The organism is Pseudomonas sp. 01L34, assembly GCF_056400265.1.
The window spans coordinates 70,432-85,806 of sequence record NZ_JBFTSX010000009.1; the positions used below are offsets into that span (position 1 = coordinate 70,432).

Below are 15,375 nucleotides of genomic sequence, written 5' to 3' on the forward strand. Positions count from 1 at the left end.
GGGCGAGAAGTGTCAATAACCCGTTAACGGTAGGCAAAAACCATTTCAGATGAACGGTAATCGCCATTTTATTGGCACCCCGCACTTGAGGAACGAGGCCGGACCCGCAGCCTCGTTGCCCGACGGGGCTTTGTGGCTAGGCCCTCTTGACCTTGAAACGCCCCAACACCCGCTGCATCAGCGATACCCGCTCCGAAAGGTCGCGGGCCGCCAGCGCACATTCCTGCGAGCTGGAATGGTTCTTCTGGGTGACTTCATCGATCTGCTCAAGCCCGACGCTGGCCTGTTGCAAACCTGACGCCTGCTCGCTGGAAGCCTGGTAGATCAGCGACACCAGGCTGGACACCGCGCTGGTGCCATTGACAATGTTCTTGAGCGACTCGGCTGTCCGGCCTGCGATGATCATGCCGCGCTGGGTCTTGTTCGAGGAGTCGGCGATCAGGGCGGCAGCAAGCTGCTGGCGTGATCCACACCGACTTAGAGAAAGGCTTCATCCGCGCCGAAGTCATCGCCTACAACGACTTCATCCAGTTCAAGGGTGAAGCCGGTGCCAAGGAAGCTGGTAAATGGCGTCTGGAAGGCAAGGAATACATCGTCAAGGATGGCGACGTGATGCACTTCCGCTTCAATGTGTAAAGAGGAACCGTGGTTTTCCACGGACCTCGATAGACACAAAATCCCCGTAATCACTCGCTGATACGGGGATTTTGCATATTGGCCCCCCCCCTCCTCCATCCGTAGCCTGTCCGGTAACGCGGGAACGCTGCCCAGTTATGCAAGAATAGTTTTATTGGCAATCACTACAGGGATGAAGAGCATGCCATTTCCTTTCGAGTGTCTCCTGGTTTTGCTTGATGGCATTGCCATCAGGTCCCAGATCATCGCCGGAGAACACCTGGAAAAACATACCTCAGGCTTGCCGCTTCAGGTCGCCAGCGTTTTCGTGCAGTGGGCACACAGGAATTTCAACAAGTGAGCCTGGTTACAACCAAAGACGCCTCTTTCGCCTATCAGGCGGTGTACCGCTATCTGGTCGAGCTGATCGAAACCGCCAATTCGGAACGTGAACAGAAATTGCCGTCCTTGCGGCAACTGGCCCGGCGCCTGAATGTGTCGGTGTCGACGACCAAGTACGCCTATTCGCTTCTCGAAGACGAGGGACGGATCTATGCCAAACCCAAGTTCGGTTATTTCACCAAGGCGATGCCGGCCCCCTTATTGAACGAGGGCTCGCCCAATCTGCTGGACAGCGTATTCTCCAACGCGCGCCAGCCGGGGATGCTGGCCCTTAGCAGCGACGCGCCGGCGATGTTGTTGTCGCTGGAAAACCCGTTGTTGATGATGGAGCGCGAACTGGCCCGGCAATACCCGCGCTCCCATGCGCCACTCTATCAGCCGTTCGGCGAGCCCGAGTTACGCGGCGCCCTGGCCGACCGCTACACCCGTTCCACTCACAGCTACTGGCAGGCCGAGCACGTGTTTATCGGCTCGGACCTGCGCAGTGTGCTGGAATTGTCCCTCAGCGCCTTGAATCTGGGGGGCACTGTGGCGCTGGTGGAGTCGCCTTGCTCATGGGCGATCCTGCGTCAGCTGCAGGCAGCAAAGATTCGCGTGATCGAAGTCCCGCTCGGCGAGGATGGACGCTTCGATCTGTCCACGCTCAGTGAGTTGCTCAGGCGTGAGCCCATTCGGCTGGCGGTGCTGTCGTCGACCGTGAATATTCCCCAAGGCAAGCTGATGCCGGCGCAGGATAAACAGCAAATCTGTCGCTGGCTGGCGGAGCGGGATGTCTGGCTGTTCGAAAACGACAGCTATGGCGAGTTCTATTTCTCTCCCAAACCCGCGCGCTATCGCGATTTTGCCGATCCGGAAAAGCTGCTGGTGTTCTCAACCTTCGACAAGATCATCGGCTCGGAAGCGCCCTATGGTTATGTACTGTGTCGCCGACACGGGCCTCAGTTGCATCGGCTATTTCTGGAACGGGCATTTCGTCTGTCGCCGATCCGTCAGAAAGCGATCGCCAAACTCTTCAGCTCCAAACGCATCGACCAGCATCTAATGGTGCTGCGGGCCATGCTGCTGGACCGGATGAAACGGATGGAGGCCTTGCTGGAGGCGCACGGCGATGGCCAGTTACGGGTTGTCGCCCCGCAAGGCGGAGCGACCTTCTGGCTCGAGGCCAGACACTCGGTGGACATGCGGCGGGTGTTCGAGCGCTTGCTGGCCCAGCGCATCGTTATCGCCCCCGGGGAAATATTCAGCCAGCAGGGGGCCTGGCGGCATCACGTGCGCCTGAGCTACACCCTCGACTGGAGCAAGGATATTCCCCTGGCCCTGAAGAAACTGGCCCAGGCTATCAGCGAAGAACCATAGCTATGCCTAGAGCCCATAGCAATGCCGCGATTCAGGGAAGCGGCCATCGCGCACCTCTTCGGCAAAACGCTCACAAGCGCCGCGAATCACCGCGCCGACATCAGCGTACTGCTTGACGAAGCGCGGCACCTGTTCACCGCCCAGACCCAGCACGTCCTCGGTCACCAGCACCTGGCCGTCACAGGCCGGTGAGGCGCCAATGCCGATGGTGGGCATTTTCGAATCCAGGGTAATTTGCCGGGCCACGCCTTCGGCCACCCCCTCGAGCAGCAGACTGAAGGCGCCGGCTTCGAGGTTGGCCCGAGCGTCCTCGGCAATCATCGCACCGGCTTCGGCGGTCAGGCCCTGGGCCTTGAACCCTCCCATGACATTGACGAACTGCGGCATCAGCCCGACGTGGGCCATGACCGGAATACCGCGTGCCACCAGAAACTCGACGGTACCCGCCAGGGCCTTGTTGGCTTCCAGCTTGACGGCATCGCAACCGGTGCGCGCCAGGACCTGCGCGCAATTGCGAAAGGCCTGTTCGTTAGATTCCTGATAGCTGCCGAAAGGCATGTCGGCGATGACGCAAGACAGGCGCGTGCTGTCGACCACGGCCCGGGTGTGTCCGATGATTTCTTCGAGCTGCATACTCAGCGTCGAGGCCCGACCATAGCCGACCATAGCAGTAGAGTCACCGACCAGAATGAAATCGACGATTGGGTCTATCAACCTGGCAATAGAGCTGGAGTACGCCGTAAGGGATACGATTTTCTGTTGGCCCTTCATCGCGACCAGTTGCGGAACCGTCAATCGTTTAGTACGGGTATGAGCGCTCATAAGTGTCTTCCTGTGATGATTGAAAACCCCGGGGATGGGGCGTCTGTCACTACAACCAGTCTTTCTCCCATTCACGCCAGGTTTCATGGTCCTGGCGGATTCTGTCGGCGCTCGGGTGCACAAGGAATACGGCACCCGGCGAGCTGTTGAGGTCGATGGTCGGCGTTTTTGGGCGACCTTCGGTAAAACGAAAGCGCGCGTTGTAAAAGCTCGGCAGAGCCTCCAGGCGCTTGCGTACATCGAGTTGGGCGAAGACGCCGCTATGGCGGGCGATCAGGTTTAGTCCGCGGGCGTGCTGCTGCAAGCGATAGCGCTTGGGAAACGATGCCAGTCGGGCCGGCTCCAGATAGCTGGTGCAGGTCAGCGCGACCTGGTCGTTGCCAGTCGCCGCTTGCAGCGCCGGTGGGTTGGCCAGCCCGGAAAGACGGGCACCGGTTTCCAGCAGGCGCGGGCCGCGAGTCGTGAGGATCACTTCGGTATGGGCCGGACCGTGGGTGATGGCCAAGGCATCGAGCACGCCTTCGACGTAATCGATCAGCCCATCAAGCTCCGGCGCATCGGCGGGCAACAGGTCTTCACGGTCATAGATCTTGCGACCGTCGGCGCTCAACGTCTTGGTGCATTTCCAGACATCAGTGATCCAGTGCTCGCCCTGATGACTGACACTGTTGATAACGTACTCGTCGCCCTCCAGGTATTCCTGCAACAACAGCGCCCGGTTGCTGCGCATCATCAGGTTAGTAGCGCCGAGAATGCAGTCGATGGCCGCATGCAGTTGAGCGGCATCGTGACAGATGAACACATTATCGGAGCCCGCACTGTCCAGTGGCTTGACCACCACCGTCGATTCGCCACGAGCCTGGAACCAGGCCAGAGCCTCTGCGCTGGAGGCGGTACGCAGTTGCGCAGCCACCGGCAATCCGGCAGCAGCGACCTGTTCGGCCATCAGTGATTTGTCACGACGGGCGGCAGAGTATTCGGGATCATTACCGGGCAGGCCGAGACGGGCGGCCAGCAAATCCGCCAATTCGACACCAAATTCGCTGCCGGTCAACACCGCCGCTGGCGCCTGGGCCGCGAGCTTTTCCAGCAACGGTTCAAGGCCTTCCTCATGTACGCCGTAGTGCACGCGGAACAGTGTCTGCGGGCAACTCGCGGCAAAGGCCGGTGGCATGTCGTTGCGTGAACGCACATGCAGCAGTGGGCGATGCTCCGCCAAAGCCTGGGCCAGCAGAGCGCCGGTGGAATAGGCGTCGACCAGAATCAGCGGCGCCAAAGTGGAGTCAGTGCAAGGGTTGGTCATAACGGTTCACCGTGTAATGCAACATCTGGAACAATTCGGACGAGGTAATACCCGGTCCGATCGAAGAAAGACCGCAGCTCTGGGGCAGCGGCAGGCCACCGACATTGCCCCAACGCAAGGCACCGTGGTCGTCAATGCGGGTCGTGGCGCGGCCAGGGTTGTCGGGGTGCAGGCAGTAGGGAATGTCGAGCCGCCCACGGGCGAAAGCCTGGAGTAACGCGACGCCAATATCGGTGTGCAGGTCCAGCGTGCTTTCCACCAGTTGCCGTGCCTCGAACAACACTTCCTGGCGATAGCCTTCACTGACCGGGTCGATCTCCAGTGCGTCGCCCGCGGCGGCTTCGGCCGCCATTGCCAGGGCTTCGAGGTTGTCCGCGACCGATGGAATCTGCCGGGATTCGGCAACGGTCTTGACGATCAATCGCTCGCAGCCGGCAGCCTGGGTCAGGCGCGCACTGTCATAGATCAGGCGGCGAGCACCATGACCGGTGGAGGGAAAGACCCCCATGTAGGAATACACCACGACATGCCAATGGACGCCGTCCAGATAGTCGGCAGCCAGTTCGCGCAGGGCCTGCAAAGCTCCGAAATCCTGGGCCATGGACGTGCCTTGGGCGTAGCTTAACGAGACGCTGCGAATGCCCTGCTGGCGAAAGAACAAAGCCTCGAGCAAGGTCATCGCGATCAGCATTGACGGCGGGCACAGCTGACCCAGCAAACAACCGCCGAAGCTCTCGATATGACCATGGGCAGTGGCATCGGCCAGCAACTGACAACTTTGCGCCCAAGCCTCGACTGCCCGCGCCAGCGGCAAACGGCTGTAAGGCATGCAGTAGGACACCGGGCCGCCTTCGGTGGCGTCGAGTCCGAGGGCCGCCAACCGCTTGAAAACATGCTGCGGTTGGGCGGTGCCATGGCGGACCTGGATCGGGAACGACGGGCCGTAGAGCCCATCGAGCATGCCACGCACCGCTTCCAGCGGATGGCTGATGATCGGGAAACCGTTCAGTGGGCTGTCGCTGTTCAGGCACTGCAGCGCGCTCTGGTAATCACCGACCCGGGTGTAGCTGTCCAGGGTGATGGTTCCGATGGTGGCGCAAGGCAACCCGGCCACTGCAGCCAACCCGGCGCGCATCGGCGCCAGTCCGCCGAAGCCCATGCGTGGTTGCACCACCAGTTCGCGCCGTTCCCGGGCCTGCTCGATGAAGCGCTGGAAATGACCTCCTGTCATGTCCATCACTTAGCGCCCCGACACCAGTTCAACCACGTTTTCACCCGTGGCCGGGTCGAAACGGGTTATCCGGCCCTTATGCGGATCACCGGCGCGAACCCGGGCAATCAGGCTGCTGTCGCTATCGAAATCGATCTGTTGATGGGCGTACAGACTACGTAGCGCCGGCAACGGCAAGCCGCTGACCTGGTTCAGCCACAGGCTCAGAGCGCTGTCCTGGCGACTACCGGCCAGGACGCCGTGAAGGTCCTCCAGATCTGCCAGGCGCTCAGGGTGACAGGTCGTGATGAAGCTCGACAGCTCGCGGCCACGCTCGACGAAGGGCGCGAACTGCAGACAAGTCAGTTGTATCTCGTCGAGCCCGAACGCCTCGTTGGCGAAACGGTTCGCCAGCGCCCGACGAGCGTCCTTGCCTTCGGCCCCGGCGTAGGCCGACAGTGCCAGGTCGATCAGGCGCTGGGGCATTTCCTTTTTGCGCATCAAGCCCTGGGCCAGCTCCAGGTATTCGCTGATACCGTCATGGTAGTGACGACCCTGTACGTACTGCGCCTTGAGCCCGCGAAAGTGCGCCATCAGCATGGGGTTGGCGCAGTCTGATTCAGTGAAACTGAACGCCAGTTCTTCGAAGCGGAAATCGAGAAACTCGGTAATCAACTCCCAGTGGTCTTCCACCCGGTAGCTCACCAGGTCGTAGATGCTGATGAAGTCCGGGTCGGCGCTTTCGCTGCCGCTGGCCACCCGACGTTCAGCCCGCTGTTCGTCGAAGCCCTCACCGAACAGTTCGACGAAATACACCTGGGCCACCCCATCAAGGGCCTGGAGCAGGCCGCGAAATCCCTGGCGCCGACACTCGTCGACGTTCAGCCCCAAACGTTGGGCCAGGCGCATGATCCAAGTGAAGTAATGCTTCTGTTCCTTGCGCGAATCACCCGTGACCACCGCGTCGACACCGCCTTGCCACCAGGCCGCACGCCCGTAGAAGTCGGCGACCGCCAGGTTGCAACTGTTACAGAACGTCGGGCGGCCGTCGCCAGCGGTACGATGGCCGTTCATCAGCACATCGAAGCGGTTCATCGCGCGCACCTGCTCGGGGAATGGCAAGTGACGTTCGAACGGGCGAATCTGCTGGTGATCGACCACCAGCATCTCGACCCGAGGATCGTCATACAGGTGCAGGGCCCGATAGACCCGGTCGATGTTCGCCATGACCGCATCCGGGACCCCGGCGTGACGCATATTGGCAATGCGCAAGAAGAAGGTGCGGCCATGCAGTACGTTCAGGTGCAGTTGCACGGCGCGGATCAGCGATACGGTGTAGGAACTGTCCTTGCCGCCGCCATAGGCCACCATCAGCTTGTAGTCCGCGAGCCCGTCAACACCGCCAGCGGCATCGACCAACCGTTCCCCCAGGGTGGCGACGGCACGTCGGTCCACCGCACTGAGGTAGCGATTCAACTCGCCGAGCAAGGGGGCGTCGGCCATTTCAGAGGTAATGGCAATGTTCATATCGGTTCGGCCTGGAAGTGAAAGTTCTTGATCGCGTGCTGGATGTCGCTCTCGATATCCATTTCGCTCGCGTCGGTGAAAATGAAGCGACCGCTGTGCAGGGCGTCGTAGCTGCCGCCGGCTTCAAGGATCTGTCCGGGCCGGGGCAGCAGTTCTCGCCAGAGCGAGTTCAGGTGCGGGCGCAGCGTTTGCGCCTCGATTACCCGGCATGGCAGTTGTGCCGGTTTGGGGACGACCAGCCAGCCACCGCTGGGATCCGCCTGGATCGTCGGCAAGGGCACGCGCTCACCGGCCAGGCCTTTGAGCCAATGCTCATAGAGGTTCACGCCGAAGACTTTGTTGATCAGATGTGGCACTTCGGCGCCGCCCACCCGGGCTCCCACTTCAAGGAACACTAGCGAGCCATCCGCCTCGACGAATATCTCCAGGTGAAAGGCGCTGTTGCGCAGGTCCAATGCCCGCAGGCAGGACTCGCTGAAGACTTCGATCCGGGTGCGCAACTCCGAAGACTGGAGGATCACTGAACCCAGCGGTTTGGCGTTGGCGAAATCCAGGCAGCTGTTGATATAGCGCGACACCACCTGGAAAGGCACCCCGGCGCTGTCATCGGTGAAACCGTCGATGTGATAAGTCTGGCCCTGGATGAAGGCCTCGACTTCATAGCGCCCCAGGTCCACTTCGCTGAGTATCACGCGCAGGGCCTGGGCGTCCTCGACCTTGGCAACGCCGATGCTGGCGGCGCCATCCACCGGTTTGACGATCACTGGATAGCCGACAACATCGGCGAACTCCAGCGCCTGTTTCACGTCATTGCAGCGAATGAACGGTGGCACCGCCAGGCCGTGTTCCTGGAGGACTTCTTTCATTCGTGCCTTGTCGCGGTAAACCGCCACCTGCTCCAGGCCGTGACCAGGAATGTTCAGGGTCTGTCGTACCCACGCCGCGATCTCCAGAGTGAACTCCGACAGCGCGATCAATTGGTCCACGGGGCCAACGCGATCGATGATTTCCTGAACGCCTGCCAACAACTGAGGGTACTGATTGACGTCATCGACCTGTACCAGATGGGCGATGTGCTCCCGGGGGGCCAGTACGCCCTCGGCGCCAAGGCCGTCGACCACATAGCTGATCCGATGTCGCTGATGATCGAAGAACTCTTCGTAGCGGGTCAGTTCATTGTCCCAGCGACTTGGGTCCTGGAAACGCGGCCAGCGATTGACGATAACGATATGCATCGATTCGATCCTGTGAAAAAAAGAGGGCTGGACTCAGGTCCAGCACGGTGCCGTGCCGGTACCCAGGACAAGCGCAGGTTTCGAGCGCTCAAGGGTGTTCAGGTAGTTTTCGAAGTTCTCGATGGCGTCGGGGCCGATGAACACCTCATTGAAACCGGCGGCCAGCAGCTCCTGGCGAACCGCCCGCGTGTGGTCTTCCGAGGTGGTCAACTTGCCACCGATGACACAATGCAGATCCGGGTGCTGTTGACGCACCTGACGAATCAGCTCCAGCCCCTGGAAATGTCCATGGCCGTTGACGCTGCTGACCACCAACAATTGCGTGCGCCGCAGCTCAAGGGTGGCGAGAACCACCTCCGCCGGGGTGCAACTGCCGAGGTTCTTGACGTTGAAACCGTGCTCCGCCAACCACAGCTGCAGATAAACCAGATTCCACATGTGCGAATCCGATTCGACGGTTGCAATCAGGCAGTCTTGCGATCCTTTCATTGCGTTGCCTCCATGGCTGAGGGGGGAAAGTCCAGAGCGGTGCGAAAGCGCCGGGTGGTCAGGTTGAACAGCAAGGCGCCGGGGATGGCGAGCAGCAGCGCGAGGGCCAGGATCAATGTCTGGACTCCGTACTCATGGCCGATACTGGCGGTCAGCAGGCCGCCCAATGGGTAGGACAGCAGGTTGACCAGGTAGAACGGGCCCATCACCTTGCCCAAGTGGTCGGCGGCAATCGCCTTGATACGCTGAGTCCGATTGAACACGTTGAACAAGGCACAGCCGGCCATCGCCAGGAGAAAACTGATGGCATAGAGCGCTACACCGCTGGCCGCGCCCATACAGATCAGGCCCAGGCAGAGCAAGGCAAAACCCCATGTACCGAGGCGGTAGATCGACATCCGCGCCAGCAGCCGCGGCACCAGAATGAAATTGAGCAAGCCCAGTGCACCGGCCCCGGCGTTCATCAGGCCGAACACCCCGTCGGCGGCACCGAACACGCCACTGATGACAAAGGCATTGGCACTCAGAACGCAGGCAAAGGCCAGGTTGATGGTGAAATTGAGCAGCGCCAGGGATAAGACCGGCGGATTGTTCAATAACAGACTCCAGCCCAGGACCAGGTCCTTGCGGATGCTCTTCGGCGGGCTGGCCGACTGGGTATTGGGCAGGCCTTTCCAACACACACCCGCCGCGGCGAATGCCAGCGCCGCCAGCCCCAGAAGCAGGCGCTTGTCGGCGTACATCGCCAGCAGTGCCGCCAGCGCCGGGCCCAGCGCCATGGCCAGCAGCTCCATGTTCTGCACCAGGGACTGGCAGTGGGCCAGGCGTTCGGGGCCAGCGATCAGCGGTACGCTCTTTTCCACCGCCATACGCACCGGCGCCATCAGCAGCGAGAGCACGATGCCGTTGCCGATCAAGGCCCAGACCGTAAGCATTGGCGCATACCAGCAGACCCCGGCAGTCAACCCCAGGCTCACCGCTCGCGCGGTATTGGCGTGGCGAAACAGCAGACGCCCGCCGAAGCGGTCCGCCAGCAGTCCGGCAAACGGATAGGCCAGCAGTGCCGGTAGCCACTCCAGAGCGAACGCCACTCCGGAGTAACGGACATTGCCGGTGAGCTGGAAGATCATCAACGGTACTGCGAACAGCACCGTTTGTTCCGCCAACAGCGCGAACAGCAGGCCGGCACCGAAACGCCGCAGCCGGGCTGTGTCATGCATGCTGGCTTTCCAGTTCGGCCTCGAGCTTGCGCAGGCGTGGCAACACATGGCGACAGAAACCGCGCATTTCGTCACGAGTCGGCCAGCCGGAAAAGATGAACTCGCTGACCCCTACTTTCTTGTATTCCAGCAGATATTCGGCCACTTCCTGATAGCTGCCGACCACGCACAGCGCCGGGCCGCCACGGTAGGCCACGGCACCGGACCAGAGCATTGGCGAGAGCCAGTCATGTTCAGCCTTGTCGGCCAGACGGAACGAAGTCTTGACGGCTTCGGAGTCGCAACGCCCGACGAACTGACGAACCCATTCGCGATGCTGCTCATCCGGGTTTTCCATCATGCTTTCAACGGCCGACAGGGCTTGCGCACGGGTTTCCCGAGCCAGCACATGCATGCGAATCCCCACCGAACAACCCGCCTCGAGCACTGCCCGGCTGGCCTCGGCGATACCCTGCGGCGTGTCGCCGTAGCGTAACCAGCAATCGCTGTGTTTCACGGCGATCTGCTGGGCGATTTCCGAAGCGCCACTCAAATAGATGTGTGGACGTTCGTTGTCCTTGAAAGGCAGTCCCAATTGCGCTTGCTCGATACGGTAATGAGCGCCGTGATGGGTCAGGGGCGTTTCGCCTTTCCAGAAACGATGCAAAATCTCGAGGAATTCGCTGGTGCGTTCATAACGTCCATCGTGGGCCACGAAGTCGCCATAAAAGGCTTGTTCATCGGGGGAAATACCGGCGACCAGGTTCAATGCAATACGCTTGTCGGACATCCACGACACGGTATTGACGATCTGCGTGAACAACGTCGGCGGCAGCAGGCCGGGGCGATACGCCAGGATGAATTTGACTCGGCTGGTCTCTCGGACCAGGGCGCCGATCATTGGCAGCGGGTCAGGCATGTGGTAGCTGATACCCATCAGCAACGAGTCGATCCCCAACTCATCGGCTTCCTGAGCGAAGTCGACAATACCGGCAAAGTCCAGGGCACCAGTGTTGTATTTCTCGGAAGCCTTTTGTTGACCGCTGTCGAGCGGTGAGCACCAGTGGATACGCAACGCGGGCATGGTTTTTCTCCAGAGCAGCGCCTGCCGCCGCCTGAAAGCGGGGCAGCGCAAAAGTGACGGTGGGTCAGAACAGGAAGCTGGTACCGACGGTGCGGTCGAACAGCGCAACATCGCGGATGCGACGTTTGCCGCAGATAAACTTCAGCAGTCGCTCGATCCCCAGCCCGCCGCCGGCGCTCGGATGAAGCAGGCCGCGCTTGGCGACTTGGAGGTAATTGGCGAAGGGCGCAAGGTCCATCGACAACTCTTCCATGCGGTAGATGATCTGTTCGTACTCGAACTCTCGTTCGGCACCCGACAGGGCTTCGCCATAGCTGTCGGGATAGATCAGGTCGTAGTTGTTGTACTGGCCGCGCTTGCCGGGTGTTTCGCGATCATAGAATTCCCGGCGGTAGTTGGTGACGAAGAACGGCGTGTGGGCCTTGGCCGACATGATCTTCTCGAAGTCGTCGCCATACTCGGCGCGCAACTCGTCCGAGCTGTATATCGGAAAGTGCGTCTCGTAGTGCGGCAGCTGGCGATTGAGGTGGGCCAGCTGGGCCGAGCAGTGTTGCCTGACCTCGGCGAAGGTGTGCTTGATCAAGCCTTCGATCAGCGCCATGACCTGGTGCATGTTGCCGCCACGTATTTCGAAGTCGAACTGGGAGAATTCCAGCAAGTGGTTCTCCGAATCCTTGATCTCGGCTTTTTCCAGACGAATGTTCGGCGCCACGATAAAGATCTTGTCATGACCTCTGGCGGTCAATGCCAGCTGTTTATGGAAGATCATGCTGGCGGTCAGTTTCAGGCGCCGCGTTTCGTACTGGAGTTCAGCGGGGTAGACCGCATGGTTCAAGGGGTCAGTGATGGGCGACATGAGAATGGGCATCAGCTGCTTGAAGTCGCGCTCCAGCAAATATTGTTGCAATGCCTGCAACACGCGACCGCGGATAATCGCGATCGCTTCAACGTCCGGGTGATTAAAATCGTCGAAATTACGCTGAATTTCTTCCATGTAGCGCTCAATATCCAGGGTTAGAAAGTGCCCGATTATTGGTTAAACACGCAAAAACTCAATGTACAGATTTGCCCTAAAAAGCAACCCAGATGCATTGTCTGGTTGTCCCGCCCGGTAATTGGATGGACCATTACCGGCTATGTACCTGATGGCTTCATTCGAACGACACTGCCTGTTCAAGGGCGTGGTTTCGAATGCTGTTTCAGTCGCGAGTTTTCATGAGTTCCTGTTTAGAGTCCCTTTATGACGGCCCACATTGATCCACAACCCGGTCGCTTTTCCCGGTCTGACTACAAGACCCTGGGCCTGGCGGCGCTGGGTGGTGCGCTGGAAATCTACGACTTCATCATCTTTGTGTTCTTCGCCCTGACCCTCAGCCAGTTGTTCTTTCCGCCAGAGATGCCTGAGTGGCTGCGCTTGCTGCAGAGTTTCGGAATTTTCGTCACCGGCTATCTGGCACGTCCGCTGGGCGGCATCCTGATGGCGCATTTCGCAGACCGGGTGGGGCGCAAGCGGGTGTTCAGCCTGAGCATCCTGATGATGGCTTTGCCCTGCCTGTTGATCGGAATCATGCCGACCTACGAACAGATCGGTTACTGGGCGCCCTTGACGCTGCTTCTGTTGCGGGTGCTGCAAGGCGCCGCTGTGGGCGGCGAAGTGCCTAGCGCCTGGGTGTTCGTGGCCGAGCATGCCCCGGTCAGGCATCGTGGCTATGCCCTGGGTGTGCTGCAGGCCGGATTAACATTTGGCTATCTGCTGGGGGCACTGACCGCAACCCTCCTGGCGCGGCTCTATAGCCCCGCCGAGATACTCGACTTCGCCTGGCGCCTCCCCTTCCTGCTGGGTGGTGTATTCGGGGTGATCGGGGTCTGGCTGCGGCGCTGGCTGAGTGAAACCCCGGTGTTCATGGCCTTGCAGGCGCGACGTGAGTTGGATGCGGAGTTGCCATTACGGACAGTATTGCGCGATCACAGCAAATCCATCCTGCCGGCGATGCTTTTGACCTGTGTGTTGACATCAGCGGTGGTGGTGCTGGTGGTGATCACCCCGACTGTCATGCAGAAAAGCTTCGGCATGAGCGCCAGCCATACGTTCGCGCTGAGCAGCCTGGGCATTGTGTTCCTGAATATCGGCTGTGTACTGGCTGGATTACTGGTGGACCGGATCGGCGCCTGGCGCACGGTGCTGGTTTATAGCCTGCTGCTGCCGGTGGGGACCGCGGTGCTTTACGCCAGCCTGATCAGTGGTGGCTACTGGATCAGCGTGGCCTATGCGCTGGCCGGCCTGACCTGCGGCGTAGTGGGTGCGGTGCCCTCGGTAATGGTGGGGTTGTTTCCGACCCGGATCCGGGTGTCCGGTATCTCCTTTACCTACAATATTGCCTACGCACTCTGGGCCAGTACCACACCGCTTCTGCTGATCGGACTGATGCCGTGGAGCCCCTGGGTCTGCGTAGGCTATTGCGTGGTCATGGGGGCCGTCGGGGCACTCATGGCGTTGTTCTTCGGCTTTCGCTCCTCGTCGGTGGCTGACGTTTCGGTGGTTCCAGGCGCCTGAGCCTGACCTTTTCGCGCCGCCGGTCGCGGCGCTTGCCCCTGAATACCAAAGGACGGCAATTGGCATGAGCTGCGTCAACGATTTGCATGATCTATCGGCGGTGCAACTGTTGGTGTTGTTCGCCAGCAAGGAACTGTCACCGCTGGAATACTACGACCATTTGCTGGCCCACATCGAGCGCTGGGAACCCCATCTTAATGCCTTGTACGCCTTTGACCCGCAACGGGTCCGGGAACAGGCGGCTGCCGCCAGCGAGCGCTGGAGCCGGGGCCAACCCCGTGGTCTGCTCGATGGTTTACCCGTGACACTCAAGGAGTTGATAGCGACGCAAGGCGACTGCATTCCCCTGGGCTGCGCCGCGACCGAGCTGATCCCGGCCACAGCCGACGCACCACCGGCGGCGCGGATGCGTGAGGCCGGAGCGATAGTCCTGGGCAAGACAACGGTTCCGGACTACGGGATGTTGTCGTCGGGGCTGTCGAGTTTCCACGGCGTGACACGCAATCCCTGGAACCTGGCGAACAATCCCGGAGGCTCCAGTGCCGGCGCGGCGGCGGCAGCAGCGGCCGGCTATGGGCCGCTGCATGTCGGCACCGACATCGGCGGGTCGGTCCGTTTGCCCGCAGCCTGGTGCGCCCTGGTGGGGTTCAAGCCGACACTCGGGCGCATCCCCATCGACCCCTATTACACCGGCCGTTGTGCCGGCCCCATGACCCGCAGCATGGATGACTGTGCGCTGATGATGCGCTACCTGTCCCGCCCCGATGCGCGGGATGCCACCAGCCTGCTACCGGAACAAGGCGATTGGGCCCTGGGACAGTTGTCGGTCCAAGGGCTGAAAATCGGTCTGATGCTCGATCCCGGCTGTGGCATTCAACCAGACGAACAGGTGTGCTCGGCGGTTCGGGAAGCGGCTCGCCTATTCGAAAGCAGGGGCGCCCAGGTACGTCAGATCAAGCCACTGATGGACCGCGCCGTGCTCCAGGGCCTGGATCAATTCTGGCAGGCGCGACAGTGGAGTCAGTTGCAGGCCCTGAGCCCCGAGCGGTTCGATCAGGTCTTGCCCTACATTCGCGACTGGGCGGCAGCGGCCGAGAACCTGAGCGCCGTGCAGGCGGTTGAGGGGTTCAACCAGACGTTCGAAATCCGGCGCCGGGCAGCCGAGGTCTTTCATAATGTCGACCTGGTGTTGTCGCCGACCAACCAGGTCAGTGCCTTTGCGGCTGAATGGGCCTCGCCCACCAATGACCCGCGCCTGCCGTTCGAGCACATCGTCTTCACTGTGCCGTGGAACATGGGCGAGCAGCCAGCCCTGTCAATCAACTGCGGCTTTACCGACCAAGGCATGCCGATCGGCCTGCAGATGATCGCTCCGCGCTTCGCAGACCAGTGGTTGCTTCGGCTCGGCAAGACCTATGAAAACTGGCGCGGCACGATTCGCCACTGGCCCAGCCCGCCGTCTCGCCTGTGGGAGCGTGGCTTGCCCGCGAAGAATGATAACGCGTAGTTGCTGAAAAACCGCGGTGCATTCTTCGCGGGCAAGCCTCGCTCCCACAGGATTTTTGTCGCTCAAATTTCT

12 protein-coding genes and 2 pseudogenes are annotated in these 15,375 nt (G+C 60.7%); 4 read left to right on the forward strand and 10 right to left on the reverse strand.

The window, feature by feature from the left end; all coding sequences use genetic code 11:
- Positions 1 to 136 precede the first annotated feature (136 nt).
- Positions 137 to 457: pseudogene (locus tag AC1DQM_RS25575) on the reverse strand (methyl-accepting chemotaxis protein); the annotation flags it as partial.
- Here AC1DQM_RS25575 and AC1DQM_RS25580 point away from each other — a divergent pair.
- Together AC1DQM_RS25580 and AC1DQM_RS25585 are read left to right on the forward strand one after the other, a co-directional pair.
- Positions 451 to 636: pseudogene (locus AC1DQM_RS25580) on the forward strand (DUF933 domain-containing protein); the annotation flags it as partial. The pseudogenes AC1DQM_RS25575 and AC1DQM_RS25580 sit on opposite strands and share 7 nt — an antisense overlap.
- A 336-nt stretch (positions 637 to 972) precedes the next feature.
- Entirely contained in the window at positions 973 to 2,373 is a 1,401-nt protein-coding gene (locus AC1DQM_RS25585; RefSeq protein ID WP_018929559.1) for an aminotransferase-like domain-containing protein, read from the forward strand.
- A 6-nt stretch (positions 2,374 to 2,379) separates the two neighbouring features.
- On the opposite strand, the gene panB is transcribed toward AC1DQM_RS25585, so the two are convergent.
- The 9 genes from panB to AC1DQM_RS25630 all read right to left on the reverse strand — a co-directional run bounded on the left by panB (position 2,380) and on the right by AC1DQM_RS25630 (position 12,236).
- Positions 2,380 to 3,195 carry a 3-methyl-2-oxobutanoate hydroxymethyltransferase gene (gene panB, locus AC1DQM_RS25590; protein ID WP_018929558.1) on the reverse strand — a complete coding sequence of 272 codons (816 nt, stop codon included), beginning with the start codon at positions 3,193 to 3,195 and terminating at the stop codon, positions 2,380 to 2,382.
- Positions 3,196 to 3,244: 49 nt separating this feature from the next.
- Positions 3,245 to 4,498, reverse strand: coding sequence for an ATP-grasp domain-containing protein (locus AC1DQM_RS25595; protein ID WP_018929557.1), 1,254 nt, complete (start codon positions 4,496 to 4,498; stop codon positions 3,245 to 3,247).
- On the reverse strand, positions 4,479 to 5,735 hold the full coding sequence (locus tag AC1DQM_RS25600) for a methylaspartate mutase (RefSeq protein ID WP_082920821.1): 1,257 nt from the start codon (positions 5,733 to 5,735) through the stop codon (positions 4,479 to 4,481). Before AC1DQM_RS25600 ends, AC1DQM_RS25595 begins: the two co-directional genes overlap by 20 nt.
- Positions 5,736 to 5,738: 3 nt before the next feature.
- Positions 5,739 to 7,235 (reverse strand): hypothetical protein, encoded by a 1,497-nt coding sequence (locus AC1DQM_RS25605; protein ID WP_477747026.1) that lies wholly within the window; start codon positions 7,233 to 7,235, stop codon positions 5,739 to 5,741.
- Positions 7,232 to 8,470 carry an ATP-grasp domain-containing protein gene (locus AC1DQM_RS25610; protein ID WP_064616174.1) on the reverse strand — a complete coding sequence of 413 codons (1,239 nt, stop codon included), beginning with the start codon at positions 8,468 to 8,470 and terminating at the stop codon, positions 7,232 to 7,234. Before AC1DQM_RS25610 ends, AC1DQM_RS25605 begins: the two co-directional genes overlap by 4 nt.
- A gap of 33 nt (positions 8,471 to 8,503) precedes the next feature.
- Positions 8,504 to 8,959 carry a cobalamin B12-binding domain-containing protein gene (locus AC1DQM_RS25615; RefSeq protein WP_477747027.1) on the reverse strand — a complete coding sequence of 152 codons (456 nt, stop codon included), beginning with the start codon at positions 8,957 to 8,959 and terminating at the stop codon, positions 8,504 to 8,506.
- Entirely contained in the window at positions 8,956 to 10,179 is a 1,224-nt protein-coding gene (locus tag AC1DQM_RS25620) for an MFS transporter (RefSeq protein WP_064616173.1), read from the reverse strand. Before AC1DQM_RS25620 ends, AC1DQM_RS25615 begins: the two co-directional genes overlap by 4 nt.
- Positions 10,172 to 11,242, reverse strand: coding sequence for an LLM class flavin-dependent oxidoreductase (locus AC1DQM_RS25625; RefSeq protein ID WP_018929551.1), 1,071 nt, complete (start codon positions 11,240 to 11,242; stop codon positions 10,172 to 10,174). Before AC1DQM_RS25625 ends, AC1DQM_RS25620 begins: the two co-directional genes overlap by 8 nt.
- A gap of 64 nt (positions 11,243 to 11,306) precedes the next feature.
- The gene (locus AC1DQM_RS25630; protein WP_018929550.1) at positions 11,307 to 12,236 is read right to left on the reverse strand and encodes an asparagine synthetase A; all 930 of its coding nucleotides are present in this window, start codon (positions 12,234 to 12,236) and stop codon (positions 11,307 to 11,309) included.
- A 246-nt stretch (positions 12,237 to 12,482) separates the two neighbouring features.
- On the opposite strand from AC1DQM_RS25630, the gene AC1DQM_RS25635 reads away from it, so the two are divergent.
- Together AC1DQM_RS25635 and AC1DQM_RS25640 are read left to right on the forward strand one after the other, a co-directional pair.
- Complete coding sequence (locus tag AC1DQM_RS25635; RefSeq protein WP_477747028.1) at positions 12,483 to 13,796, forward strand: MFS transporter; 1,314 nt, start codon at positions 12,483 to 12,485, stop codon at positions 13,794 to 13,796.
- A 64-nt stretch (positions 13,797 to 13,860) separates the two neighbouring features.
- The gene (locus AC1DQM_RS25640; RefSeq protein WP_086946014.1) at positions 13,861 to 15,303 is read left to right on the forward strand and encodes an amidase; all 1,443 of its coding nucleotides are present in this window, start codon (positions 13,861 to 13,863) and stop codon (positions 15,301 to 15,303) included.
- The last annotated feature ends 72 nt before the right edge of the window (positions 15,304 to 15,375 follow it).